The organism is Celeribacter indicus, from assembly GCF_000819565.1.
GTDB classification, from domain to species: Bacteria; Pseudomonadota; Alphaproteobacteria; order Rhodobacterales; family Rhodobacteraceae; genus Celeribacter; species Celeribacter indicus.
The window spans coordinates 1-24996 of sequence record NZ_CP004396.1 but is presented as its reverse complement, the minus strand read 5'-3'; the positions used below and the strand labels follow the sequence as shown (position 1 = coordinate 24996).

At 60.5% G+C, this 24996-nt stretch carries 29 protein-coding genes and 1 pseudogene; 9 read left to right on the top strand and 21 right to left on the bottom strand.

Annotated elements, in window-relative coordinates; all coding sequences use genetic code 11:
* The first annotated feature begins 90 nt into the window (after nt 1–90).
* Nucleotides 91–387: a hypothetical protein gene (locus tag P73_RS23595; protein ID WP_038070134.1), complete on the top strand. Its 297-nt coding sequence runs from the start codon at nt 91–93 to the stop codon at nt 385–387.
* A 220-nt stretch (nt 388–607) separates the two neighbouring features.
* Here the strand turns inward: P73_RS23595 and P73_RS23590 are convergent, their stop codons facing one another.
* The 11 genes from P73_RS23590 to P73_RS23545 form a co-directional block, all read right to left on the bottom strand.
* A complete protein-coding gene (locus tag P73_RS23590) occupies nt 608–1309 on the bottom strand; it encodes an RES family NAD+ phosphorylase (RefSeq protein WP_043872316.1) in 702 nt (233 codons plus the stop codon).
* Entirely contained in the window at nt 1306–1707 is a 402-nt protein-coding gene (locus P73_RS23585; protein WP_043872363.1) for an MbcA/ParS/Xre antitoxin family protein, read from the bottom strand. The genes P73_RS23590 and P73_RS23585 overlap by 4 nt, the downstream gene beginning before the upstream one ends.
* 65 nt (nt 1708–1772) lie before the next feature.
* Nucleotides 1773–2417: a hypothetical protein gene (locus tag P73_RS23580; RefSeq protein ID WP_043872315.1), complete on the bottom strand. Its 645-nt coding sequence runs from the start codon at nt 2415–2417 to the stop codon at nt 1773–1775.
* Nucleotides 2410–2829: a hypothetical protein gene (locus P73_RS23575; protein WP_043872314.1), complete on the bottom strand. Its 420-nt coding sequence runs from the start codon at nt 2827–2829 to the stop codon at nt 2410–2412. The genes P73_RS23580 and P73_RS23575 overlap by 8 nt, the downstream gene beginning before the upstream one ends.
* A 75-nt stretch (nt 2830–2904) precedes the next feature.
* Nucleotides 2905–3102 (bottom strand): hypothetical protein, encoded by a 198-nt coding sequence (locus tag P73_RS25350; RefSeq protein ID WP_074743401.1) that lies wholly within the window; start codon nt 3100–3102, stop codon nt 2905–2907.
* Nucleotide 3103: 1 nt separating this feature from the next.
* A complete protein-coding gene (locus P73_RS23570) occupies nt 3104–3481 on the bottom strand; it encodes a DUF6915 family protein (protein WP_043872313.1) in 378 nt (125 codons plus the stop codon).
* Between the two features lie 10 nt (nt 3482–3491).
* Nucleotides 3492–3983: a DUF6878 family protein gene (locus P73_RS23565; RefSeq protein WP_043872312.1), complete on the bottom strand. Its 492-nt coding sequence runs from the start codon at nt 3981–3983 to the stop codon at nt 3492–3494.
* A 97-nt stretch (nt 3984–4080) separates the two neighbouring features.
* Nucleotides 4081–4599: a hypothetical protein gene (locus tag P73_RS23560; protein ID WP_043872311.1), complete on the bottom strand. Its 519-nt coding sequence runs from the start codon at nt 4597–4599 to the stop codon at nt 4081–4083.
* Nucleotides 4600–4647: 48 nt separating this feature from the next.
* A complete protein-coding gene (locus tag P73_RS23555) occupies nt 4648–5919 on the bottom strand; it encodes an IS256 family transposase (protein ID WP_043868181.1) in 1272 nt (423 codons plus the stop codon).
* A 200-nt stretch (nt 5920–6119) separates the two neighbouring features.
* Complete coding sequence (locus P73_RS23550; protein WP_043872310.1) at nt 6120–6560, bottom strand: JAB domain-containing protein; 441 nt, start codon at nt 6558–6560, stop codon at nt 6120–6122.
* Nucleotides 6561–6685: 125 nt separating this feature from the next.
* The gene (locus P73_RS23545) at nt 6686–7885 is read right to left on the bottom strand and encodes a hypothetical protein (RefSeq protein WP_043872309.1); all 1200 of its coding nucleotides are present in this window, start codon (nt 7883–7885) and stop codon (nt 6686–6688) included.
* A gap of 246 nt (nt 7886–8131) precedes the next feature.
* Between P73_RS23545 and P73_RS23540 the strand changes: the two genes are divergently transcribed.
* Nucleotides 8132–9196 carry a hypothetical protein gene (locus P73_RS23540; RefSeq protein ID WP_139267238.1) on the top strand — a complete coding sequence of 355 codons (1065 nt, stop codon included), beginning with the start codon at nt 8132–8134 and terminating at the stop codon, nt 9194–9196.
* A 111-nt stretch (nt 9197–9307) separates the two neighbouring features.
* On the opposite strand, the gene P73_RS23535 is transcribed toward P73_RS23540, so the two are convergent.
* Nucleotides 9308–9712 carry a single-stranded DNA-binding protein gene (locus P73_RS23535; RefSeq protein ID WP_043872307.1) on the bottom strand — a complete coding sequence of 135 codons (405 nt, stop codon included), beginning with the start codon at nt 9710–9712 and terminating at the stop codon, nt 9308–9310.
* A gap of 336 nt (nt 9713–10048) precedes the next feature.
* On the opposite strand from P73_RS23535, the gene P73_RS23530 reads away from it, so the two are divergent.
* A complete protein-coding gene (locus P73_RS23530) occupies nt 10049–11263 on the top strand; it encodes an IS256 family transposase (RefSeq protein ID WP_043867921.1) in 1215 nt (404 codons plus the stop codon).
* 261 nt (nt 11264–11524) lie between these two features.
* A pseudogene (locus P73_RS26605) lies at nt 11525–11752 on the top strand (H-NS histone family protein); the annotation flags it as partial.
* Here the strand turns inward: P73_RS26605 and P73_RS26600 are convergent.
* From P73_RS26600 to P73_RS23515, 3 genes are read right to left on the bottom strand one after another with little or no spacing between them, the layout of a single operon-like run.
* Entirely contained in the window at nt 11741–12514 is a 774-nt protein-coding gene (locus P73_RS26600) for an ImmA/IrrE family metallo-endopeptidase (RefSeq protein ID WP_043872306.1), read from the bottom strand. The pseudogene P73_RS26605 and the gene P73_RS26600 overlap by 12 nt on opposite strands.
* A complete protein-coding gene (locus tag P73_RS23520) occupies nt 12514–12924 on the bottom strand; it encodes a hypothetical protein (protein ID WP_139267241.1) in 411 nt (136 codons plus the stop codon). The genes P73_RS26600 and P73_RS23520 overlap by 1 nt, the downstream gene beginning before the upstream one ends.
* Nucleotides 12921–13478: a hypothetical protein gene (locus P73_RS23515; protein ID WP_043872304.1), complete on the bottom strand. Its 558-nt coding sequence runs from the start codon at nt 13476–13478 to the stop codon at nt 12921–12923. Before P73_RS23515 ends, P73_RS23520 begins: the two co-directional genes overlap by 4 nt.
* A gap of 319 nt (nt 13479–13797) precedes the next feature.
* On the opposite strand from P73_RS23515, the gene P73_RS25825 reads away from it, so the two are divergent.
* The 5 genes from P73_RS25825 to P73_RS26595 all read left to right on the top strand — a co-directional run bounded on the left by P73_RS25825 (nt 13798) and on the right by P73_RS26595 (nt 17895).
* A complete protein-coding gene (locus tag P73_RS25825) occupies nt 13798–14337 on the top strand; it encodes a multiubiquitin domain-containing protein (protein WP_052453656.1) in 540 nt (179 codons plus the stop codon).
* Nucleotides 14334–14744: an E2/UBC family protein gene (locus tag P73_RS23505; RefSeq protein WP_043872303.1), complete on the top strand. Its 411-nt coding sequence runs from the start codon at nt 14334–14336 to the stop codon at nt 14742–14744. The genes P73_RS25825 and P73_RS23505 overlap by 4 nt, the downstream gene beginning before the upstream one ends.
* 66 nt (nt 14745–14810) lie before the next feature.
* Nucleotides 14811–16082, top strand: a complete 1272-nt coding sequence (locus P73_RS23500) for an IS256 family transposase (protein WP_043868181.1) — start codon at nt 14811–14813, stop codon at nt 16080–16082.
* Between the two features lie 38 nt (nt 16083–16120).
* Complete coding sequence (locus tag P73_RS23495; protein ID WP_043872302.1) at nt 16121–17530, top strand: ThiF family adenylyltransferase; 1410 nt, start codon at nt 16121–16123, stop codon at nt 17528–17530.
* 5 nt (nt 17531–17535) lie between these two features.
* Nucleotides 17536–17895, top strand: a complete 360-nt coding sequence (locus P73_RS26595; protein ID WP_043872301.1) for a ubiquitination-like system serine protease family protein — start codon at nt 17536–17538, stop codon at nt 17893–17895.
* 236 nt (nt 17896–18131) lie between these two features.
* Here P73_RS26595 and P73_RS26225 read toward each other — a convergent pair whose 3' ends face one another.
* The 6 genes from P73_RS26225 to repA all read right to left on the bottom strand — a co-directional run bounded on the left by P73_RS26225 (nt 18132) and on the right by repA (nt 24996).
* A complete protein-coding gene (locus P73_RS26225; RefSeq protein WP_169747689.1) occupies nt 18132–18296 on the bottom strand; it encodes a hypothetical protein in 165 nt (54 codons plus the stop codon).
* Between the two features lie 388 nt (nt 18297–18684).
* Entirely contained in the window at nt 18685–19158 is a 474-nt protein-coding gene (locus tag P73_RS23485; protein WP_043872300.1) for a hypothetical protein, read from the bottom strand.
* Between the two features lie 99 nt (nt 19159–19257).
* A complete protein-coding gene (locus P73_RS23480) occupies nt 19258–21426 on the bottom strand; it encodes a ParB/RepB/Spo0J family partition protein (RefSeq protein ID WP_043872299.1) in 2169 nt (722 codons plus the stop codon).
* A 106-nt stretch (nt 21427–21532) separates the two neighbouring features.
* Complete coding sequence (gene repC / locus P73_RS25335) at nt 21533–22588, bottom strand: plasmid replication protein RepC (protein WP_074743451.1); 1056 nt, start codon at nt 22586–22588, stop codon at nt 21533–21535.
* 240 nt (nt 22589–22828) lie between these two features.
* Complete coding sequence (repB, locus tag P73_RS25330) at nt 22829–23797, bottom strand: plasmid partitioning protein RepB (RefSeq protein WP_245629307.1); 969 nt, start codon at nt 23795–23797, stop codon at nt 22829–22831.
* Complete coding sequence (repA, locus tag P73_RS23470; RefSeq protein ID WP_028288490.1) at nt 23797–24996, bottom strand: plasmid partitioning protein RepA; 1200 nt, start codon at nt 24994–24996, stop codon at nt 23797–23799. The genes repB and repA overlap by 1 nt, the downstream gene beginning before the upstream one ends.

Genomic DNA, 24996 nt, shown 5'->3' with positions numbered 1-24996 from the left:
CCTCTCGCACCAAGGTGTTCCCGACGCTTGGCTTGATTTTGTTCTTGTTATGTTCTATTTTCAGAGCCAAGCCAGAAAGGGGGTTCCACCATGGAAAGCAGCACCCGCGCCCTGCCCGTAACACCCAAGCAGATTGCCTATGCGCGGTCGCTCGCCCTGCGCAACCGGACGCTCCTGCTCTGGGAGGTTCAGCAAGACCGGCGATCTTTGAGCGCTTGGATCGAGGTTCAGGCCCGGCTGAAGCCTGTATCGGACATGGACCGGCTGCCCACGTCCAAGCAAGTAGCCTTCGCGGAGAAACTCGCCCGGATCAAACGGCGCGCCGTTCCGGACGAATGCTTCCGCGACAAGGGGCTCATGTCGAAGTGGATCGACGGGAATAAGTGATGGGTGTCAGTTGGTGGATGGCGAGTCGGCGCACGAATCCACCAAGGCTTCCTTCCGCCTACGAAACGCTGCTCGTAGTGCGTCGGTCGGTGGGGGCGGACAGTCCAACGCCTCAAAGAACGGCTGATGGTCACATGGCTTCAAGTTCGTGACGTCCGCGCTGTTGTCGTTTGCCTGTTTCATTTTTTCGGACCCCCAAAGGCGCATGCGCTGTAACTTGTCAGCCGACAGCCGCAATCGAGTAGTGCGGTGTCCCATCCCACACAAGATCCCAAGACGCGCCCGGACGAACGTTCTGAATTGCGTGGGGCTCGAAGCAGACCAGGCAATTCCCGCCCGGTGCAGGAGCCCGGACCGAAGGGTAAATCAGGCCCTTGGATCCGCCCCGACGTAGATGCTGTGCCAGGCTTTGGCCCTCGGGATACCCGACAGCCGGATCCGGATGCAGCGCCGGATGATCTGCCTCACCGGTCATGTCATCGAAGACGCCGATGAAGTCGGCCAGCAATTCCACATAGCGGGCGCTGTCCTGGAAGCTGCCGGTAAAGCCGAGTTCGCGTGTGCGGTGCCAGGCCACTTCGCTGACAGAAACCCTCACATCCCATGCGCAGTACCACGCGCCGCGCTCCTCGGCGTTGAAGCGGTTTCCGCCGACGCGGGTGTAAGTGAAGGCTGCGTTGACGTGACTGTCCCCATAGATGCGCAGATCGCGGCTGCGGCGTTGCCAAGCGAGTTCGCGCGGGTCCAGATGCGGGTTGCGCCCGCGTTCGGCCTGTAGACGCCCACTGGTCAGGCCCTCGATCTCTGCCAAGATCTCCATCTCGTCATCGGTATCGACGAGACCGCGCAGCGATGGTGGCTTGTGGTAGGTGGCGGGCAGGAGACGAACGAGACCGCGATCGGAAATCTCGGTCTGCTTCATGCCCCACCACGCAACGCATCAAGATAGGTCCGAACCGCGAGGATCTGCGGCAAACCCCCGTCGATGGCGGTGTCGACTGGTCGGCTTCCACCAAAGAGCGGCCCCTTGTTCGGTCGGGTGAACCAGCTTTTTGCCAGCGGCTCCGAGAAGTAGAGTTCGAGCGACTTGAAGATGCCAATTACAGCGCTGAGCCGCAGCAGTTGGTCCTTGGTGAGCTCTCCGGCGAAATCCGGCTTCTTGGCGCGCTTCCATGTGCTCTCTGACATGTCGGCAAGGCCAGCCGCTTCCTTGAGACTGAGACCCCAAGCATCGGCCACGCGTGCATAAGCTTTCAACGCGACGGTGTTGATCTGTGCGGGTTCCCGGATTTTCTCTGCAACGTACATGGCGTCCTCCATTGGCTTCAATATAGTCCATATGGACTTACTGTAAAGATCAAATGAACCTTGCACTTTGATCACTGTTACCCGAACCGCCGCCCTCCTTCCGTGAACGTATACTCGTTGACGATGATCCCCTCCTCGATGGCCTCGTCCGAGGTGAGGTGGTCGTATTCGGCTTCGAGCTGGCGGTAGAGCCAGCGGGCCAGATCGCGCAGCGCCTCGGTCACGAGCTCCTCGGCGTCCTCGGTCGGCGGCTGCCACCTCGGACTGTCCCGCGTGACGTCGATCGACATGGTGTATTCATGGTAGTAGCGGCCACGGTGGCTGGCCTCGGCGGCGAGTTGGTAGAAGTTTCGCCGCTGGATGGCCTGCAGACGGTCGGCGATGCCATGCAGCGTCGCGTCGGTCGGGGCGTAGTCCCGGATGCGCGTGGCCGCGCCCTTGGCGTGGGACCAGTAGCCCTCGAAGCAGGCGCCGTCGCCCTGGCTCCAGAAACCGGAAAACCAGATGCAAGGCTTGGCCCGCGCCCCGCCACCCATCAGGCGGACGGCGGTGGTCTTCAGGCAGATGCCGAGGATTTCGCAGACCCGCTCGAAATCCTCATAGACCGCATCCCACCAGTCGTCGTGGGGTCCAAGGTCGCGATACCAGTTGCGGGCCTTCTCCTTGGCGGCATCCGAGAGTTCGGGGAACTGGTAGACGGTGGTGCAGATCACCTCAGGCATCGATGTCCTCCCCGTTCAATGCGGCGGCCAGCCATTCTTGCGTGCTGGACCAGCCGATGGATTTGCGCGCACCGAGATCGATGGCATGCGCGCCGCCACCAAAGGCGTCGAGTCGTGGCCGAGAGCAGGTCAGAGAATACTGGAACCCCCAAGGGCCGGTGAGGTCGAGCTCTTCAGCAAGACGCAGGACGAAGCGGATGACGGCTTCGACATCGCCGTTCCCGTCATCATGGATCCAGAGGCTGCTGCCCTCGGGCGCGTCCTGGCGCATGAGATCGAAGCCAGCGATATCCGGGTCGTCGGCGTCCTGATCCGCAGCGCGCAGTTCCTGGAACAGCGCGAGTGCACGGGCAGCCTTGTCGGGGCTGCCGACGTCGAGCAGGCACGAGAAATGGGTGAAGTATTCTGCCATGGGAACCTCCTTAATGGGGAAGACCCGGCCAAGAGGCCGGGTACTGAATCGGGATGAAGGGTCGGCCGGGAGCGATCAGCCGATCGACGTGTCGTCTGCCGCCTTTCGTGCGGCATGCGCGCAGAGCATTTGCCGGTAGAAATGCTTGCGCGCGGTTCGGAGGCCGCAAACGGCGCGTGTGTTGGGGTGCAGCGCCCGGATCGCCGCGCGAACCACTGCCAGTGGCGAAGCGGTCAGCGGCAAGCCAAGACTTAGATAAGTGGGATCGGTCATGTCACGTTACCTCGACCACGGGCGAGACGAGATGCGGATCGACCTGTGCCTCGATCCGTTCGGTCCGACCCATCCAAGGCTCGGGCCGAATGGCCTTCACCCAATCGGCGAAGCTCGGAATGAAGCCGAGGTCTTCCTTCACATGTTGCTCTCCCACCCAGCGGGTCGGGATGATGCGCCCGGTCGAGAGCGAGAGGGTCTGGCCGAAAATCGTCTCGGCCATGAAGATGCCCTCCGCATGGTGGCGCAGCGCCCGGTGCCGAAAATCGGCCGTGATCTCCTTGCTCTGGTCAAACCAGGAATGCACTGCCATGAAGTCGTCGACCGTGCCGCCCCATTTCTTCACCGAGGACAGGGCGTGGTGGTAGGGATGTGCCATCGCCGCCCCCTCAGAAATCGTGGGTGGTGAGTTCGGACGAGGTGAAGCGCTCGTTGAACTCGAGGTGGATGGAGCGCGCGCGCGCGTCGAAGCAGAATTCGCCGTAAGCCCCGTCGTTGTTTTCCCAACCTCCATGGGTGTCAGACAGCAAGTCGTAGGCCAGTTGCTCGACGACATCTTCCAGCGAAAGCGCCCGCGTCTCGACCTCCGGGTCGTCCCAGGTCAATGCGGCATAGGCGATCTCGGTCTTGGGGAAAACAACCTCGGTCTCGCCAGCGTAGGCAGCGATACTCTCAACCTGACCGCTGTCGCCATAGCCGTCGAAACACACAGTCACATGTGTGATGCCCGCGGCAGTCAGGCCATCGAAGAGGCGCTCCTTGTTGGCCGGTCGCAAAGCTGCGATCCGCGCGTCACGCTCGGACTGCCGAGCCAGCACGGCGGCGAAATCAATCCTGGACGGCGCCATCGGCGCGGCCAGGGTGGGTTCGATCTTGGACATTGGAAACTCCGGAATGAGGAAAGGGATCTGAACCCCGAGGCTCTCTCTCGTCCTCGCAGGCTCACATCCTCCCCTGCCCTTCTCTGACTCTCGGGCGTCACGCCGCGATCTGCAGGGCGCGAGACGCGAAGACACGCCAGAGCGGATCGACAAGACGGGCATCGAGAAGGTTGGCGTGGTGCCGCAGCCGTCGCGCGAGGCCATGTTCATGCCACTCGGCCGCCCGCATGGCCTGCGCGCGGGTCTGGCTGGCCTCGGACACGACGGCGCGGGCTTCGGCGGCATCCGAGACCGGGTGGCACCATGCGACCCCGCCATCACAGGTAGCTCCGGCCAGAACGAGACGGCCCTCCCGATCGAGGATTGCCAGGATGCGCGGAGCGTCTTCAGGTGTGATATCTTCGGCGTGAATGATTGCCCCCTGCATGGCCTCGGCCAGCGTGGCAAACCGCTCCAGTACCTTGGGGTGTGCCTGCCCGGACATGAGAGCTGCGGGCGCATGGCAAGCCGTCGTGAGTGCGAACGGCAAGTCTTGATCTGCAAAATCGGTCAGGAGGCTCGGCGGCAAACCTGTTTTCTGCGTTTCCGGCTGAGTTTGGAGAGGAAGGTCGAACATGGGCATATCTCCGACGGAGCTATGCTTGAATTTGGGTGACGCGCATCATCAGGCGGCGCGGTTTTCGGTATCGTTTGTGTGTTCGATACCGTCTGTGAACTTGATTCCTTCGATAACCTTTGGCAACTGATTTCTGCCCTTGAGGCGCAGCCATTTTTTCGATGCTGCCTGAATGAGGGTGAAGACCATCAGTTTTGCGGTCTTTTGTGACAGCGCCCCTTTGGTCCTCACCGTTCGGTGCCGAACAGTGGCGAACACGCTTTCAATCGGGTTCGAGGTGCGCAGATGGCCCCAATGCTCAGCTGGGAAGTCGAAGAATGCAAGCATCGCCTCTTCGTCCTTTGTCAGGCAGGCAACACCTTTTGGGTATTTGACGCCATACTTTTCGGAGAAAACTGCCAACGCAGCATCGGCTTCTGCGCGCGTTCCGGCGTGCTGGATGTCGTCCAGATCTGACTTGACCGCCAGGGCCATCTGCTTGGGAAAACAGTTCTGGACGTTCTTTACCTTATGCACCCAACACCGTTGGTGCTTTGTGCCTGGAAACGTTTTGTCCAGTGCGTTCCAGAACCCCATGGCTCCATCCCCAACCGCAATTTCCGGTGCGACGGACAGCCCGCGGCCTTTGATGTCGGTCAGCAACTCATGCCAGCTCTGCGCGCTCTCCCGCAGGCCGACCTGAAAGCCGATCAGCTCTTTCTTGCCCTCCGGTGTCGCGCCGATGATCACCAGCATGCATTCGGCATTTTCCTCCATCCGCGCCTGAAGATAGACGCCGTCCGCCCAGATGTAGACATAGTGGCGGGCAGACAGATCCCGCCGTGCCCAGGCATCATATTGAACCTGCCATCCGGCAGTCAGACGCGAGATGACGCTTGGCGAGAGGTTGGGTGCATCCGGCCCCATGATGGCCGACAGCGCGTCCTGGAAATCGCCCGTCGATATGCCCTTCAGATAAAGAACAGGCAGCAGCGCGTCCAAGCTGATCGAGCGGCGCGCCCATTTCGGCAGAATGTTCGAGGTAAAGCGGATTTTTTCTGCCCCATCACAGGACGCCATCCGGTCGCGCACCTTGGGCCGCTGGACATCCAGAGCACCGATCCCCGTCTGAATCTTCCGTTCAGGGCCAAATCCATGCCGCACAATCCGCTGGCGGCCATCCTCCAAGTGCTCAGCGGCAAAACTGGCGACAAACGCATCAGCTTCGGCTTTCAGCGCCTCCGCCAGCATCCGGCGCGCACCTTCCCGTGCAATTTCTGTCAATGGATCCGCTATCGATTCCGATTGGCGAAAGGGCAGGATCGTTGTATCGTTCTTCATAGGCGTATTGCTCCTCGTGAGGTTCTGGCCGGCTTCAACACCCGCCACAATACGCCGCACTTCAAATCACACCATCACCCAAATTCCCGCATAGCTCTCTCCGACGGTGCGGAGAGCCTCTCTCCCCGCTTCAAACCGTCAAAGACCAAACCCCCGCCCTCTTCCTCGGAAGGGTGACGGCGGCAGGCTCGCAAGGCGCGTCACAGCTTGCCCAGGGCCCGCAGGCTCAGTTCCGTCCCGGCGCCGACGATGACGTGGTCATGCAGCGTCAGGCCGAAAAACTTACACCCCTTCTGGATCTCCCCGGTAATGCTGAGATCGGCCTCCGACGGTGTCGGATCGCCCGACGGGTGGTTGTGGATCAGGATCAGCGCGCTGGCGTTCAGCATCAGCGCCCGCTTGATCACCTCGCGTGGATAGACCGGGACATGGTCGACCGTGCCGGTAGACAAAAGCTCATCAGCGATGATGCGGTTCTTGCGGTCGAGATAGAGGACATGGAAGCGCTCGATGGGACCTCGGACAGTCAGCGCACAATAGTCCATCAGCGCTTGCCAGCTGCCGATGACCGGGTTCTGGCTGAGGTAGCGGCCGAGGATGTCGCGTGCCTCGAGGATGACAGTTTGTTCCTGGGGGGTCATGGGGGTCTCGCTGAACTGTGCACACCGAAGTCCCCTGCCCTCTCGGGGCGGGGCCAGTGGCGTGCATGCGGAAGAGGAGAACGCGACCGCCGCGGATGCAGGCGGTCGCTGTGCCGGGCTTCGCGTCAGCCGACCCGGTCGAGGAGCTTCTTGGCGCGCCCTTCCATGTCGAGGCGTGCATCCTGCTGAGTCTTGTCGCGGGCGAGCCGCGTGATGCCCTGCACGAAATCGAAGATGCTCTCGGGCGGGCGGCCTTCCTCCATCAGCACCTTCTCGATGATCTTGCCGGATTCGGCTTTCGAGAAACCGCGCTTACGCAGGAAATCCGCGCGGTCCTCATCGCTGCGCACCACGATCTGCTGCCGCGCCGCCTTGATCCCGTTCACGAACCCCTGCGGCGAGGAATTGGCAAACCGCGTCAACGCGGGCGCGGCCTCATGTGCGAAGCGCGAAGCGGCGTATTTCGAGTGACGGATCTTGATCTCTTGGAAGTCCTCGACACCCCAGAGATTGCGGTTCTGGCACACCGCCCGCAGATAGAAGCTCGCCATACCAAGGGTCTTCGCGCCCACCTCGGAATTCCAGCAATAGAAGCCCCGGAAATAGAGATCGGGGGAGCCGTCGGGTAACTTACCCGCCTCGATCGGGTTGCGATCATCGACGAGGAACAGGAAGACGTCGCGGTCAGACGCATAGAGCGTGGTCGTGTCGCGGCTGATTTCGACATCGGGGTTGTAGACCCCGGTCGACCAATCCAGCACACCCGGCACCTTCCAGCGCGTATCGCCGGTGCCATTGCCCGCGATGCGCTGCACCGCCTCTACAAGTTCGAAGTCATGGATGCGGCCGTAGTCGGGACCGGTCACGGCGCGCAGTTCCGTTCGGCCATCCTCGGTCTCGAAGGTCTTCACCTGCTCGGCGCGGTGGTTGGTCAAACCGTATTGCAGGTTGATCCCCGCCAAAGGCGCGGGAAGCTGCCGCAGGTAGGATGCCGGCGCACCGACGATGCTGGCAAGCTGGCCGAAGGCCCAGTGCGTGGGCGCGACCGGCTCATGCGCTTTCGGCAGGACCAAGTGCAGCCGCTCTGCACTGTCGCGCGCAGCCTCGACACGGATGTCGGCGGTTTGCACCACCCGGCTGCGGCTGCGCTCAGAGCGACCCTTCACATTGGCCCAGAGATCGTCGAGCGACAGGTACCGCTCGTCATCCGGCCGGTTGAACCATTCGGACGACACCCGGCCGTTCCGCTCGCCCCGGCTCACATCCACTTTCCAGCCACCGGCCCGCGCCGGCTGAACCGGATCCAGAACTTCCACAACGCCCATCGACATTCCTCCGTGACAGGCGCCGGGAGCCACTCTCCCAGCCTTCAACCTGTCGCGAAAGCAGCCAGCCTTTCTTTCACTCTTCAAAAGAGGCACGAGCGGCAGCAATGCGGGACGAAGCGGGCTCTCGCTGCGCCTGCGCCATCTCCGAATTTCTTACCCAGATTCGGTTGTGCCAGCGCAGTATGTGTCCATATCTAGATGTGCGCGGGGAATCTCAGACTTAGCGGGTGAATGGTGAGCAAGATGCAGGATGAAGAGGGCAAGACCGACGAACTGCCACAAGGCGTTACGATTCCGAGCGATCTTCAGTTTTCCGCCAGAATGTTTGCAGATGAGGATTACGCCAAGGAGGCGATTTACAAGTTGCATTCCGTTCTCAGCGTTATCAGTCAATCCATTGACCTAGCCAACCTGGATGGCGTCACCGTCGCCTTCGACTACGACGAGGCACTAGCTGATCTTGATCGTGGATATGAGACAACCTACACGCTCACCGCCACCAAAGGTGTCGCCATCGGTGTTGCAATGGCACCCACGGTAATTCGCGACGGTGTGATCAAAACGCATCTAGTACTTAACGCGAACTACGCGCTCAGCATCCTAGAAGAACCCGGGGAGGAAACCGAATACTTCTGGCAATCGCTTCATCTAGTTGCGCACGAATGCGCGCATGTGGAGGTGACAGCAGCATTTGACAGGTCTTTCCCCGGGTTTCTTCTTCAGAAAACACATAGCAATATCCTAGACAACATGCGCTGGCAGGTAATTCTGGCAACGTGGGATGAGTATGCAGTATGCCGCATCGCCGGCTCTATCGGATATGACCCCGCGGAGGGTTACCTCGAAACCTTGGTCAAGGTGTTGGGCGATACCAGGGGCCAATGCTATGAGCTGATCAAGGCATATCGGACCCACGGGGATGTTGGGCAGATTGTGGGGGAAGTGTATGGCAAGCTCGGCGATCTGCTAAAGTATTCATCTTACTTTGTGGGTGCCGCAGCGGCGCAGGAAACCCCAGAAACGCATCCGCCTGCTCTCACCGATGCGTCTGAGTTTGGGTGGTTTGCTCCGTTCTACGAACGCTTAATTGAAGTGCACGAGGCGCTTTGGAGCGAATTTGGGAAATGGAAGAATCTGGATGCCTTCGAGGCAATTGGCGATGTCTTAGAGGACATGGCTGAGAGTATTGGTGTCGAAGCTTCGCGCGAGTCCGACGACTTGATTAATTTCAGTATTCCATACCGACCGGAAAGCATGCCCGACATTGCCATGACAAACCCGTTAATGCGTGCACTGCTCGACAGATAGCTGCCGTTCAAAAAAATTGCATCATCGGCCAAAGTCGGCTCGAAGCTACATTGTAGCAGCGCAGCGAGCCCGGCGGGTTTCCCCGCCGGGCCCGAGGGGGAGACCCCGTTCTCAGAACGGGATCTCATCGTCGCGGTCGACCAGCTCGGGGTTTTCATTCTCGGCCGACTTCGGGCGGCTCAGGAAGTCGACCTTCTCGGCGATGATCTCGCAGCCGTAGCGGTCGTTCCCCATACTGTCGATCCACTTGGTGTAGTGGATGCGGCCGTGGACGAGGACCTTCATGCCCTTTTCGCAATGCTCGGCGACCGTCTTGCCGAGACCGTTGAAGCAGGTGATGCGGTGCCATTCGGTGTCCATGACCCGGTAGCCGTTCTCGTCGCGCATTACTCGGCCTTCCGAGAGGCGGGGACGCGAGGTGGCGAGGCTGAAGTTGGTGATCTTGGTGCCGCTCTGGGTGCTGCGGACTTCGGGGGTCTGACCGATATTGCCGGCGAGGATGACGATGTTCTGCATGATAAGCTCCTGTGTTTCCTGTCTTCGGGACCGTCCCTTCGACAAGACCCTGAAAAAGCCCGTCGGGTGACGCGTGCACGGTGGACAGCATGGACACCGGACACCCCCAGAGGACCGGGGTGGAGCGGGCAGGACGCCACAGGCGGCCAACACGGCCCGGACTGACGCGGGGTTGCGCGCGAGAGCCCGAACGGGATTAGGGGATTGTCAGTCGAAGGGATGGCCCAGGAGACAGAGAGATACGGGGAGCCCATGCCAGACTATGACCCCTTGCGAGAGTGTCCGACCTTTTGTGTATGGCTGATCCGGTTCATGCTGCACCGAAAGGAAGCATGAATGACTATTTCGAAAGACATCTTGGACGAATTGCTTAAGGGTGTGGAGCGCCCTGAGGATCTGCTCGGCGATGCCGGGCTGATGAAAGAGCTGAAGATCAAGCTCATGGAACGAATGCTGGGCGCGGAGCTGACGGCGCATCTTGGCTACGAGGAAGGCAAAGACGCTCCACCCGGCCAGACCAACCGCCGCAATGGCGCCTCGAGCAAGGTGCTGAAGAGCCAAGACGGCGAACTGCCGCTGGCGGTGCCTCGCGACCGCGACAGCAGCTTCGAGCCCGAGCTGGTGAAGAAGGGCCAGACCCGGATCGACGGGATCGATGACAAGATCATCGGGCTTTATGCGGCCGGGCTGACGGTCCGGGACATCCAGGCTCACCTGCTTGATCTCTACGGCCTGAAGGTCTCGCCCGACCTGATCAGCCGCGTCACCGATGCGGTGCTGGACGAGGTCAGGGAATGGCAGACCCGCGCGCTGGATCGGATGTATCCCATCGTGATCTTCGACGCTCTACGGGTGAAGATCCGTGACGCCGACAGCCGGACAGTGAAGAATAAGGCCGTCTACGTCGCCCTGGGCGTCACCCGTGATGGGAGCCGTGAGGTTCTGGGCCTGTGGACCGCCGAGAACGAGGGCGCCAAATTCTGGCTCTCGGTGATGAACGAGTTGAAGAACCGGGGCGTGCAGGACATCCTGATCGCGGTCGTGGACGGGCTGAAGGGCTTTCCTGAGGCCATCACCGCCGCGTTCCCGGACGCCATGGTCCAGACCTGCATCGTGCATCTGGTGCGCCATTCCCTGAATTTCTGCTCTTGGAAGGACCGCAAGGCCGTGGCTGCGGACCTACGCCGGATTTACAGTGCCCCGACCGCCGATATGGCCGAGGCCGAGCTCGATGCCTTCGAGGAGAAATGGGCCGGGAAATACGCCTCCATCGCCCCGGCCTGGCGCCGGGCATGGCAGGAGGTGATCCCGTTCTTTGGTTTCGATCCCGCGATCCGGAAAATCATCTACACCACGAATGCCATAGAAAGCTTGAACCGCGTGATCCGGAAAACGATCAAGACGCGGGGCTCCTTCCCGACCGACGAGGCCGCAACCAAGTTGATCTATCTGGCAATCCGCAAATTCGAAAAGGATGGCCGAAATGTCCGGGAATGGTTTGCAGCCCGCAACCAGTTCGCCATAATGTTCGGCGAGCGCTTCGACGCTTGAGTATCTGAAACCGCATGGGCCGGGCCAGATACACATAGTTCATGACACTCCCCCCCTTGCCAATCGGACTGTTTGACCCAAAGCCCAGCACCCCCCCAGCGGCCAAAGTGGCTATCACCAGCTCTCGTCGCACTGCCCTTGCCTGCTAGGAAATGCAGGGCCCCACCGCGATGGGATATCGATACCGGGAAATCCAAGACACGGACCGCATCAACGGCTGCTTTCGATCTCGAGGTACGGTCGCTCAGCGAGCTGAAGAAAATGCAGAAGGACGTCGCCAAGGCGACTGCCACATTCGAGGATCGGCACAAGGTGGAAGCCCGCGCCAAGGTGGACGCTTTCGCCCGAGACCTCGGCCACTCCCTAGCCGAACTTGTCGGCACCGAGGCGAAATTCACCTCAGCACCTGTTGTGGCGAAATACCGGCACACCGAGAATCCGGCGATCACATGGTCTGGCCGGGGGCGCAAGCCGAACCTAATCTGCGAGCATGCGCTCATCCTGCACGACCAGCAGCGTCAGAATCTCATCATCATAGATGCGGACGGTCTGTTCCTTGATCGGTATCTCATCTGCCCAAGGTTTGTCGAACCAGGCATCCGCCCCACTCGCGCGCAGCATCCTGTCGTCGGGCCCTCCTCCAAACAGGACATCGAACGCGAGGCTGTCCTTGTCCAAGTGATCCATTGGAAACCATCGCTGGTCTACCGTGGGAGATCGCGTGAACCACTTCCGTCCCCTAGAACTATGACAGACTAGGAAACTCGGCAGCGTGTTTCGCTCGACCAGTCTAATCGCAGCGGCCGTCAGGCTCATGTCGAAATCCTCCGCCATAGCCCTAATGGTCCCCATGTCGAAACGATTATTGTAGCCACGAAGGCTCTCTCGGATCAGGAACTCGGGCATCAGGAGCTGCGCGGCGAAGCGGTCGGCCGCGCGCTCAGGAAGTTTTCCGATCGTGCTGCCCGTCTCGATATCTTCAGACTGGCACATCAAGGTCTGACCCCGATGACACTGCCAATGACCGATCTCGTGTGCCAGGGAAAAGCGCCTCCGACGAGGGTTCCCATCCGGCTTCAGGGAGATCTTCGCACGGTTCCCCGCACCAATGATCCGAGCCTCGCACCCGTGCAGATGACGGTATTGGACACGCGCGTTCTGCGTCCAGGCGATGGCCTCCAAGTCGATCTGGTCGGGGCGCGAGACGCCGAATTCCCTTAGCAATTCCTCTGGATCACGGATGGTGCGCATCACTCATCGTCATCCCAATCGTCACCCATGAGCTCCTGCAGATCCTCAAGGACCCCCTCCAGATCGCCATCATGCTCCTTCTCAAAGTTGCGGGCGGCCATCGTAAGGTCAGTGTTGCCGGCGACGATCGCGGCGATCTGCGCGCGAAGTTCGTCCTGGGACTTTTGCTGTTCTTTCCGCTTCTGGCGTTCATGATGCAGGTCGACCGCCTTGCGAGCGTTCTGCAGACGCCGCTGCCCACCCTCTGCAAGCGCGAATGCGAAGAGGTCGTCCATTTCCTTGTCGAACGCGTCGATATCGACGCCCTCTTCCCGAAGCTCCGCCTCGATCTCGGCGTCGCTCATGGCAAAGACATCTTCCACCATCTCGTCTTCAAGACGGGTCACTCCGGGGGCCTTCTTTTTTGTCATCGGTTATCACCCTGGGCCCGGTAGTTCTCGATTTTTCGATTCATTCTTCTCCGGACCGTTTCATATGAGGTCTTGCTTCCGAAGAGCTCAACCAGTTCTTCCGGCGTGCTGTTGTTGAGCAGACCTTCTACGAGAAGTTGCACTTCCCAATCGTCACCGCACAGTTCGATGGCCTTCGCGTGTTGCTCCTCACGGAACTCGCGGGCCTCAAGGGCGGCTTCGGTTGATGGTTCTTCATCCCGCCATTCCTCTCGTGTCGAGAGCTCTTCGCGTTTGTCGGCGGCGACCTTTCTGCGCTTCGCGGCATTGGACGTGATGCTCTGCATCACCTTGTCCAGATGGCGCACGATATCGACGGAACGGTTCCATCGTCTCTTCCCCTCTGCTGTGCTTGCGATGGCTTCATGCAGCAACCCCTCAGGGTCTCCCGCAAACCAGGCGCGCCTTTTGGCTACTGCCGCGAGCCTTCGCTTCTGTTCGGCTGACAGGTTTCGAATTGCCTCGGTGGCGTCTTCGGGAGGATAGAACTTCTCTATGTCTTTGTCGTCTTTCATGAGCCGCTCGATTGCCTGTCACTCTTGTATGCTCCCGAAAAGACGCCCATCGGACATCTTCTTTGGATTTTTTTCCGAGGGATTCGTTTTATGGGAGTGCCGACGGAGATCACACCATACCAAGTTGTGCGCAAAAACTCATTACCAATATCTGGTAGAAGCGACGGCCTCGTCGCGCCGTATAGGACCGGCATCAGGCGGCGCGAAACTTTCTTACGAATTTTCTGGCGGCAGCGTCCGATGGGCCGCCTCTCGGGAGCATAGGGGGCACAAGGCGCCTGCTGCGGGCGTCGAGCAGACAAGAAAAGGATTTGCTGCCATGTCTACCGAACCGATCGAGATCGAAGATCTCCAGGCCGCCCTGATGGCCGGCCGCAAGCCCCGCGACCACGGACCCTACAAGGTCAAAGTCGGCGACCACGACCTGAAGTTCACCGACGCCGTCATCGACGATCCGACGCCCACCGGCCGCCAGATCATCGAGGGGGCCGGCTTCCGTAAGGCCGAGGAACACCTCGTGTTCCAGGTGCTGCGCAACGGTGAACTTGAAGAACTGCGCCTCGAGGAAACCACGGATCTGCGCCCTGGCCAGGTCGAGCGCTTCCTGGTCTTCCCGAGCGCGGAATCTTTCCGCTTCGACATCGATGGCAAACGCCTCGAGTGGGGCCACAAGGTCATCAGCGGTCGCGTGCTCAAGAAGCTGGCCGGGGTCGATCCCGCCAAGTTCGCCGTCTGGCAGGTGATCCCCGGCAAGGATGACATCCTGGTCGGCGACACCGATCTGATCTGCCTCGCGGATGCTGGCCTGGAGCACTTCTTCACCGGCGTGCCCCAGACCACGGAAGGGGGTGCGGAATGAGCCTCCTCCCCCGTCAGGATCGCCGCTACCTCGATGGGCGCGGCATCACCGTTCGCGAGGTCATCGAAGGCGGAAAGAAGGGCGTGATCCTCACCGGGATCACGCTGCCGAAAGGCAAGTATCAGGTCGCCCAGGCGGATATCCTGATCCTGCTGCCGCCCTCGTATCCCGAGGTCGCGCCCGACATGTTCTACGCCGTGCCGCATCTGAAGCTCCTTGCCGGCCAGCGTGAGCCCCGCTGCACGCAGGCACGCCAGGCCTTCGATGGCCAGAACTGGCAGCGCTGGTCTCGCCATAACAACCAGTGGCGTCCCGGCACCGACGGCATCTGGACCATGCTGAAGCGGGTCGAAGAGGCCCTGGAGGTGGCGGCATGGAGCTATGCGGGAATTTGGGTGATGGTGTGATTTGAAGTGCGGCGTATTGTGGCGGGTGTTGAAGCCGGCCAGAACCTCACGAGGAGCAATACGCCTATGAAGAACGATACAACGATCCTGCCCTTTCGCCAATCGGAATCGATAGCGGATCCATTGACAGAAATTGCACGGGAAGGTGCGCGCCGGATGCTGGCGGAGGCGCTGAAAGCCGAAGCTGATGCGTTTGTCGCCAGTTTTGCCGCTGAGCACTTGGAGGATGGCCGCCAGCGGATTGTGCGGCATGGATTTGGCCCTGAACGGAAGATTCAGACGGGGATCGGTGCTCTGGATGTCCAGCGGCCCAAGGTGCGCGACCGGATGGCGTCCTGTGATGGGGCAGAAAAAATCCGCTTTACCTCGAACATTCTGCCGAAATGGGCGCGCCGCTCGATCAGCTTGGACGCGCTGCTGCCTGTTCTTTATCTGAAGGGCATATCGACGGGCGATTTCCAGGACGCGCTGTCGGCCATCATGGGGCCGGATGCACCCAACCTCTCGCCAAGCGTCATCTCGCGTCTGACTGCCGGATGGCAGGTTCAATATGATGCCTGGGCACGGCGGGATCTGTCTGCCCGCCACTATGTCTACATCTGGGCGGACGGCGTCTATCTTCAGGCGCGGATGGAGGAAAATGCCGAATGCATGCTGGTGATCATCGGCGCGACACCGGAGGGCAAGAAAGAGCTGATCGGCTTTCAGGTCGGCCTGCGGGAGAGCGCGCAGAGCTGGCATGAGTTGCTGACCGACATCAAAGGCCGCGGGCTGTCCGTCGCACCGGAAATTGCGGTTGGGGATGGAGCCATGGGGTTCTGGAACGCACTGGACAAAACGTTTCCAGGCACAAAGCACCAACGGTGTTGGGTGCATAAGGTAAAGAACGTCCAGAACTGTTTTCCCAAGCAGATGGCCCTGGCGGTCAAGTCAGATCTGGACGACATCCAGCACGCCGGAACGCGCGCAGAAGCCGATGCTGCGTTGGCAGTTTTCTCCGAAAAGTATGGCGTCAAATACCCAAAAGGTGTTGCCTGCCTGACAAAGGACGAAGAGGCGATGCTTGCATTCTTCGACTTCCCAGCTGAGCATTGGGGCCATCTGCGCACCTCGAACCCGATTGAAAGCGTGTTCGCCACTGTTCGGCACCGAACGGTGAGGACCAAAGGGGCGCTGTCACAAAAGACCGCAAAACTGATGGTCTTCACCCTCATTCAGGCAGCATCGAAAAAATGGCTGCGCCTCAAGGGCAGAAATCAGTTGCCAAAGGTTATCGAAGGAATCAAGTTCACAGACGGTATCGAACACACAAACGATACCGAAAACCGCGCCGCCTGATGATGCGCGTCACCCAAATTCAAGCATAGCTCGGCGGCATGAAGCGCAGGGACATCACCCTCCACGCCCGTCACCGCGACAAGCTGCAGGCGCTGCTCGCGCACCCCCGTGGGCACGAGGGCGCCGCCTACATGCTGCTCGGCAAAAGCGAGATCGCGCAGGACCCCTGGGACCTCGAGCCGCGGACCCGCTACACCTCCTACGAGGTCATCGCGATCCCGCAGGAGGACCGCGTCGATGCAAGCGACAAGCACGTCACCTGGAATACCAACTCCTTCGCCCAGCTCTGTCGCCGGGCCAAGGAGGAAGGCTTGGTGCCGGCGATCGTTCATAGTCACCCGGGAGGCTTCGACGGTTTCTCGGACCAGGACGATCGCAACGAGCGGGACCTGTTCACCATGGCCCGGAACCGTAACGGCGAGGGGACACGCCTGGTGAGCGTCGTGCAGGTCGGTGACGGCCTCTACCGGGCACGGGTCTGGGAAGACGACATGATACCCCTGCCCTGTCACCGCGTGACCGTCATCGGCACTCGGCTCGAGATCCAGTCGACCGACGTGCCGACCCCGTCGGAAGCCTTGGCCCGGCAGGCACTGGCCTTCGGGCCGGAGGTCAACGGACTCCTCAAACAGCTCTCCGTTGCCGTGGTCGGCTGCGGCGGCACGGGAAGCCCGGTGGTCCATCTCCTCGCTCGCCTCGGCGTGGGGCGCATCGTGGTCATCGACGATGACGTGGTCGAGCATTCCAACCTGAACCGCCTGTATGGCGCGACCCGAAAGGATGCCGAAAACGCGGTGCCCAAGGTCGACGTCATGGTGCGCGAGGTGACGATGATGGGCCTCGACGTCGAGATCCGGTCGATGAACGGCTGGGTGGATGCGCCGCATATCCGTGACGCGCTGAAATCCTGCGACGTCATCTTCGGATGCACGGACGATCACGCCGGGCGCCTCTACCTGAACCGCGTGGCGCACTTCTACCTGATCCCGGTCATCGATGTGGGGCTGGTCCTCATGCCCCGTGACGATGGTGTGCCCGGCCTCCTCGAGATGGCCGCGCGGGTCAGCGTGCTGTTTCCCACGTCGGCGTGCCACGGCTGCCGCGGCACAGTCGATCGCGTCAGGGCTCGCGAGGAGGACCTCCAGCGATCGGACCCCGCCGAATATGAACGGCAGAAGACCGAAGCCTACGTCCGCGGCGGAGGTAATCCCGCGCCGGCCGTCGTGACCTTCACCTCCGAGGCCGCCACCATGGCAGTGAACGAACTTCTTGCCGGTCTCGTCGACTTCCGCGGTGGCGGCGGATGGACATGGCAACGCTATCGCAAGCTCGACAAGGGCTTCGAGCGTTCGCAGGCGGCGCAGCCCCGGTCCGACTGCCCGGTCTGCGGCAGCGAGGAATACTGGGGCCTCGGCGACATCGATCCGTTCCTGGATCGCATCGGGTGAGCGGGATGATAATTGACGTTCTGCGGAAGAGCCTCGAGCTCTTCCGCCTCATTCCGCAAAGTGACCTGGTCGCCAGGGTAACACCCACACATCCGGCGCCGGACCAGATTGTGCCTGGGGAGATGACCATCGTGCGCGATGGCGTCGACAAATGGGCCTGCTTCCACTGCCCCGGCGGGTGCGGCGAGACCATCAAGCTGTCCCTCAGCAAGAACCGGAGCCCCAGGTGGACGGCTACATCAGACTGGCTGAAGCGACCGACGATCTCACCGTCGGTTCGCCAGACGAACGAGTGCCGGTGTCACTTCTGGATCCGGCAGGGGCGGATTGACTGGTGCCGCGACAGCGGTTCCCGATCAAGATGACTGCGCAGCTTTCGGGCCAGATGGCCAAATGACTTCATAGCCAACGGCGATCTCGTTGCGGACATTCGTTCGTGCCGCAGCAAAAGACCACTCTCCGCCCAACTTGGGCGCATCACGGTCCACGCGGGGTCGCATACCGGCGTTCCTCGGATCGGCATCGCCGATCTCTTCGTCGGTGATAGGCCCAGGGGCACACCTGTGCCACGCCTGGGCCCTCGGGAAGTGAGGCCGAAGCCTCACCCGAAGGGATCGTATTCCGAGACGATCACGACCTCGTCTCCGTCGATTTCATCGGCGGGGACGGCGCCGAAGGTTCCATCGCCTGCCTGGAAGACGACGATCGAGACCATGAGCGTGGCGGCGAGGGAGGCTGCGAAGGCGTGAGCATCTTTGTGGGACATCTGTTTGGCTCCTGTCTTGGAGGCGGAGGACCATCCCCCGCGCGACAGGACCCCGCAGGCCCGAAGACTGGCTGACATCACCGGGTGCGTTCGGCTCGTCCGAATCCACCCGGCGGCACGGGCTCGCCCGTAGTCCGACCCCTCGCGGGTTGATCTCGAAGACGGGATTCGGGGCAAGGAAGGGAATGGCGAGCGGGGGATGGTGCGACCGCTGACTGGAGCCTGGTGTTCCGCTGATGCTATCGCTGCCAGCCTCCCGGGCAGACATTTGGTAGAAGACCTCCTTCCGTGTTGGATTGGATCCTATGGTGCCCCGCGATCTCGCGGGACAGGGCCGTGATGGGTGAGAGGCCCGCGCTTTGGCGGGCCCCTTGAGTTCTACGTAGGCTCAGGCGGCAAGTTCCGCGTCCCCTGCCCTATCCCCGTTCTTGCTGCCGACGATCTCGAGTCGCGCGTTGCGATAGCCTTCCCTGGCGATCCAGAGTTCGGCAGCCGTGACAGACTCGGCCAGGTGGAGCAACTCCGTGGACCCGCCGAAATCCAATAGGACACGCACCTGCCCGGGCTGTGGTTCCTCAGCGACCTCGAAGGTCAAGGCGCTATCCGCCGAATGTGTCCGCATGATGGTGACGAGGATGACCCCGTCCGAGGAGAAGTTCCCCTCGTGCAGCGTGAACGACGCCGGCGCCGTCCAGGTCGGATAGGGTCGCGGCGGCTCCTTCTTGACGAGACGGCCGACGCCGTTCGAGCGCTCCCAGGCCGCGAGCTTCTTTGTGAACCGTGCGGGCGGTTTCGGACTGTTGTCGGTGTAGCGAATGAGCGCGCCCAGGGGCGCGGTGTCGAGAATGGTGGTTGCAGACATGATTCCTCATCCTGAATGCGTCATTTTGCATTCATCATATTGATATTGTTTGGTTTTATGTGTTTGAGGGCGGGGAAACCCGCCCTCGGATGACGCGGATCACTCAGCAGCCATCATCGACGCATCATCACCCGGCAGGTCAGCGGTGAGGAAGGCGGGAAGGTCGACATCTTCGGCCTGCTCGGCGTCGGAAACGGGCTCAGGTGCCCCCTGCCCTTCCGCACCGTCGAGTGTTACCAGGTCGTGACGGCGAAGAACCTCCGGCAACCAGCCGCTACCTTTCAGCAGACGCTCGGCTTCGGTCGCCATCTCGCCCTTCTTCAGGTGATCGAGGAGTTGCGCCGTCCCCTCCCCTTTCGCCTCGCGCACGGCCTCGAGGATCCGTGCCTTGGGCACGCGGTTCAGGTAGGTATCGGCCGTCGGCTCCCAACCCGCCTCGACCATGTCGAGACCTGTCGCCTGTGCAACCAAGTCGGACTGGGTCATCCGCTTGGTCAAACCGCTGGCGGAGATACCGGCACCATAGGGGTTCACCTTCTCATGCAGCGCGTTGATCCCAAAGCTGAGGCAATGCGCGAGCAGGGACAGCCGGCTCGCCTGATCGAGGGAAGCCAGGTAGTCCCAGAGAGCGGCATCGTCGCCGAGCGGCAGGTCGGCCTCCCACCCCGCGTGACGATCGTCTACCAGCTTGGCCACCACGCTGTCCTTCAGATCGCTCGCCTGCGCGGACATGTAGACGTGCCGGACCGAGGCCTCGAGGCAGCTGCCCGCCGAACTGGACGTCCGGAAGGTGTCACCCACGAGCTTCAGGAGCAGCAGCGTCAGTGCGACGTCGGGGGAGCGCCCGACAGCTTCGCGCAGTGCCAATGTCCGGTGCGCCGTCAGCTCCATGACCAGCCGCTCGGGCAAGGGTTTCAACGCGCAATCGTCCTCGTCTTCGGTCACGTTCGCGCCAAGCGCCTGACCAGCAGAAGTAATTACCGTGCCGTGGCCGATACCATCCACATGGCTCCCCGTTGAAAGCTCAGCGCCCTGCCCGTCTTCCGCCTGTTCACCGCTGTGGACATCGGCGTCTTCCCGAGGCTCATCCTCGGGCCGGACAAAGCCCCGGTAGACGGCAAGCTCGCCATAGCGATCAAGCGTCACGAAAGCCCCTGCCCGCGCGATCTCCTCCGCGTCGAAGATCAGCGGCCGCGCCTCGAGGTTCTCCATCGCGACTTCCAGCTCGCCAAGCCGCGCGTCGATCTCATCGGGGAATTCATCCTGGCCCTCGCATTCCTCCTCGAGCGCCCGGTACTCGGCAAGCAGCCTGGCATGGGCCGCGCCTTCGTCATCCGTCATCGGCGCCGGGTCTCCGTTGAGTCGCCGCAAGCCGTGGCTGTAGCCATAGGGCAGATCGAGCGAGACCTCGATCCACTTCCAGCCCTCAGTTGCGATGGCTTCGGCTTCAGTCTGAAGCTTCTCGCTGACCAGACGATCCAGCAGGGCAGGGTCTTCCAGCCAGCCGCCGTCATCACCTTGGAAGAGGTCGTGCAGCATGGTGCCGCCGGCAGCCTCATAGGCCTCGACGCCGACAAAGACGGCACGACGATCGGAGGCCCGCACCGAAGTTTCCGTCAGCATGCGTCGGATCTGATAAGGCTCCTTGTTCCAGGACGACTTGATCGCATCCCAGACCTGGATCTGGCGCTCATGATCCGGATTGACCGTGAAGGCCATCAGCTGCTCCAGCGTCATCTCGTCTTCGGCATAAAGCTCGAGCAGGGCAGGGGCCACGGCGGCGAGTTTCAGGCGCTGTTTGACCACCTGCGGCGTGACGAAGAAAGCGGCCGCGATCTCTTCATCGCCCTGACTCTTCTCCCGAAGCGCCACAAAGGCGCGGAACTGGTCGAGCGGATGCAAGGCAGCGCGCTGCATGTTCTCAGCGAGCGAGTCGTCTTCGGCGAGGATGGTGGAATTGGCATCCCGAACGATGCAGGGAATGGGCGTGGTCTTGGCCAGGCGTTTCTGTTTCACCAGCAGAGACAGGGCCTGGAAGCGTCGGCCGCCAGCGGGGATTTCGAACTTGCCGGTCTCGGAACCATCATCCGCCAGAACTGGCCGGACGCTCAGGCTCTGCAGCAACCCGCGACGGGCGATGTCTTCGGCCAGTTCCTCGATGGAGATGCCGGCCTTGATGCGCCGAACGTTGGACTGGCTCAGCACGAGCTTGTCGAAGGGAATGTCCCGGGACGGGGACAGGGTGACTTTCTGGGCAGATTTCGCCATCAGATCTTCTCCACGACGGGCGCCGGAAGCCACTCTCCCGATCTCACTTCCCGTCACCCCTTTCACAGCCCATCTCTACCTCTCAACATGTCCACCGCGGTGGACGTCACGCAGTAGCTGCCCCAGGACGAGAAAGCCTCTCCAGCAACCGTGATGGATTGAAGTCAGTTTCTCTGCGACCGAGCGTGATGCTGTGGAAATACGCTCCAAAGTCTCGGATGCGGTTGCTCATCTGGAGAATTATGAAGATGGCGCATGATGCTTTTTGAGAGCCTATCTTCCTAGCAGCCTTTTCGAAGGTGCTTTCGTGGATTCCCATCATTGGAGCGAGTGTTCTGGCGTGGCTTTCGACATCGTGCCAGTTTCTAAGCGAATTCGTCGCGAACGATGTAGCTTGGTCACAAACGGTTGTGAGCGTTTGCAGGGGAAGTGTTTCGCTGTCGGTCCCGCTTTCTAAATCTTTTTGTTCTTTTTTAGACTTAGAATGGTGCCGGACAGTTCGCCCGTCATTGGCGGGCAGTTTCATTGGTTCTGGTGCGTCCACCGCGGTGGACATCTGTTTGCATTGGGCTTCCAGTTCGTCGAGCAAAGCACGATACTCCGCGATCGAGAGCTTCCTCCGAAGAACTCGGCGTACCTGATGAGTGAGTTCGTTCTCCGGGTCAGCTTCGTCGATCTGCGCAAGTTTGGTTAGGATTTGCTTTCGCAAAAACACGCGATCCCGACGAGCGTTTTCCATCGCTTGGGCTGCCGCAAGTAGTTCGCCGGCCCGCGCGAGCAACGGAGCCAGTGACAAGCCATAGCTAATGGATAGACCTTCGGACGACTTCACTCGGTATCTTTTGCGATTTGGGCTGTCGTGGCGCTTCATGAAACCGAGTTCAACAAAGCGATCGATGTGCCTACGGAGGGTTCGTTCATCGATCCCGCCAACTCTACGGCAGATCTCGTCGTTGGAAGCGAACACTGTGTCTCCGTGCCCAGGCTTGAGAAAGCTCAGCATCGCCTGGAGCGTTTGAACATGTCCTGGACGGAGACCGAACAGGCTGCGAGTATCTCTGAGCGCGCGGAAGACTGCCCAGATGTCGGTTTCAGGTGTTGACGTGGCGGGGGTGCCCTTGCCGACGCCAAAGGTCTGAACGGAAAGCTTTGTGAATGCCATGTTTGTTGGACGACGACCGTTGCGGCCCGCAACTTCCCCGGCTCTTCCCGCTGTTTTTGGCGAGAAAAGGCAACAAAAAGACGTCCACCGAATCGGTGACTCTTGACCGGTATGTCGGAGATTGCTACATCACAGGTGCTAATCAGATGATGAGGGCTCTCCGGGGGAAACCTTGGGGGGCTCTTTTCTTTTTGGTCTTCGCCTTTCTCCTCTGCTCGTGTTTTTGGTTATGACCGGGGATCAGCTCCCCGAGCCTCTCTCATTCTGCCATTGCTCAAAAAGCTGTCGCAGCGTGGTTTCCGCGCGCTCTTCGAGCCATTGGCCGAATTCCGGGTTGTCCTTGCGGGTGATCTTGATAGCGATCGACTTGCCATCGACTGAAAGTGTGCCGACAGGGCTACCACTATTGTCCTTTACCACGGTCGTTTTGCCACGGGCGCTTTGGTTGGCTGCGCCACGCGCCTTGCTGGAGCAAGCAACATAGACGGCTTGAAACTTGTCCGAGCTTGGAGTGGTGTCAGGCAGAGAGGCAAGTGTCTCACGCGCAATGTCGACAAGCGGAACCTTCTCTGAAAGTGCAGCAAGATCACCCCATTGCCGTCGACCTACGCCATGAGCCGGGCCGATAAGTCGGACAAGTTCGTCAGGCAGCTGCTCGATGACTACACGATGGTTCGACACACCTTGCCGGGTGAGGCCTAGGGCATCCTGAATGACGCCAGGCTTGTAACCGGCCTCCTGCATCTCTTTGATAAAAAGAGATTTTTCAATGAAGGACGGATCCAGCCGCAGGTTGTTTTCCTGACCTTGCGCGATCAGAGAAGCATCATCATCGAGCGTTCGAACGATCGCTTTGACGGTTCCACCAACTCTTCGAATGGCTGCAAGTCTGCGACGCCCGTAGATGATGCGGTATCGATCCGGTTGGTCAGAGGGGCGAACCATGATCGGCACTTGCTGACCATGCTTGCGAATGCTTTCGGCGAGATCTTCAATGCTACTATCTTCCAGGATCAGGCGATCCCGGAGACCATCCATATCGATCCGCTCGGGTTCGATATCTCGGATTGAGTTGGCAGTGATTTCCCGGAGAGAATCCCGCAATCCGCCAACCGAGCCAGGTAGCTTCGAGGATTTGACCGGGGCAGGGGAGGGGGCTGCCGACTCTTTCTCGTCTTTCGGTGGCTGGTTGAAGATATTTCGAGCCATCAGCGACGCCCCCATGCCATTTGGATTGTCTGCTCCAGCTCATCGGCAACGCTGTTCACGCTGGTCAAAGCCCGATCAATGGTCTTCCGAATGAGCTGGCTCGGGTCTACCTCATAGATGGTTTGCTGAGTCATGCCGGCGTCAGAAATGGCTGTCGACTTCAGCATCGGTTCAGTCATGACTTGGCCCGCAAGGATTGAGCGCAGGTACCCGGCCATTTGCGTTTGTGGTCCGTCCGACGGCTCGTAGCGTGTGATAAGGAACTTTACGAAGTCCCAAGTGACATGTCGTCCAATCGCCTCTTCGACGGCTTTGACCGTTTCCGAAGCGAGTTTGAGGAACTGGCTCATCGAAGCGATGTCGAGCATGCCGGGGACGACCGTCACGAGTAAGCCCGTGGACGCTGCCAATGCTGTCAATGTCAGGAAGCCCAACTGCGGAGGGCAATCAATCAGCACGATGTCATAGTCTGAGTCGACTTCCTCTAGCGCCAGAGCAAGACGCTCTGCGAAAATCGGCTGAACCCTGCGCGCAAGGGCATTCGCTGTCTCGGTTTCGTACTCGGACAACATCAAGCCGGCCGGGACCATGTCGAGCTTGTGGAAGTATGTTTTCTGGATGACCTCCGAGAGCGGAACTTGATCATCGTATCTCAATGCGTCGTAGATTGTGCCGCCTTCGGCAAATTCGAGCTCAGGCCGGAAGCCGAAAAATGTCGTCAAACTGGCTTGTGGGTCGAGGTCCAGCACAAGCACGCGGTAGCCACGCAGGGCATACCTGTGTGCCAAATGGATCGTCGCTGTTGTCTTCGAGCTACCGCCTTTGAAATTCACGACCGAAATGACCTGAAGACGGTCGCCGTCTCGGCGGCCAGGTCTGTACGCGTCAGCATTTTTGCCTGTCCGCGCCAAAATGTTGCGGAGGTCGTCAACTTCTTCGGCTGTGTAGAACCTATGACCGCGACCGTCAGTGTGAACTTCTGGGAAGCTGCCATCTTTGTGGCGGTTGCGCAGGTTCGACGTACTAACGCGCAGCAACTCGGCGACCTCGGTCGAGCTGAAGCGGCGCAAGGACTTGCGTTCTTCTGGCTCGAACGCAACTTTCATCTGCCGGTCAAGCGACTCAGCAAGACTGTCTGCGAATGCTCCGATGTCAGAAGAGCCTATGCCTTGCGCGTAGCCCGTATTTCGATCATCCAT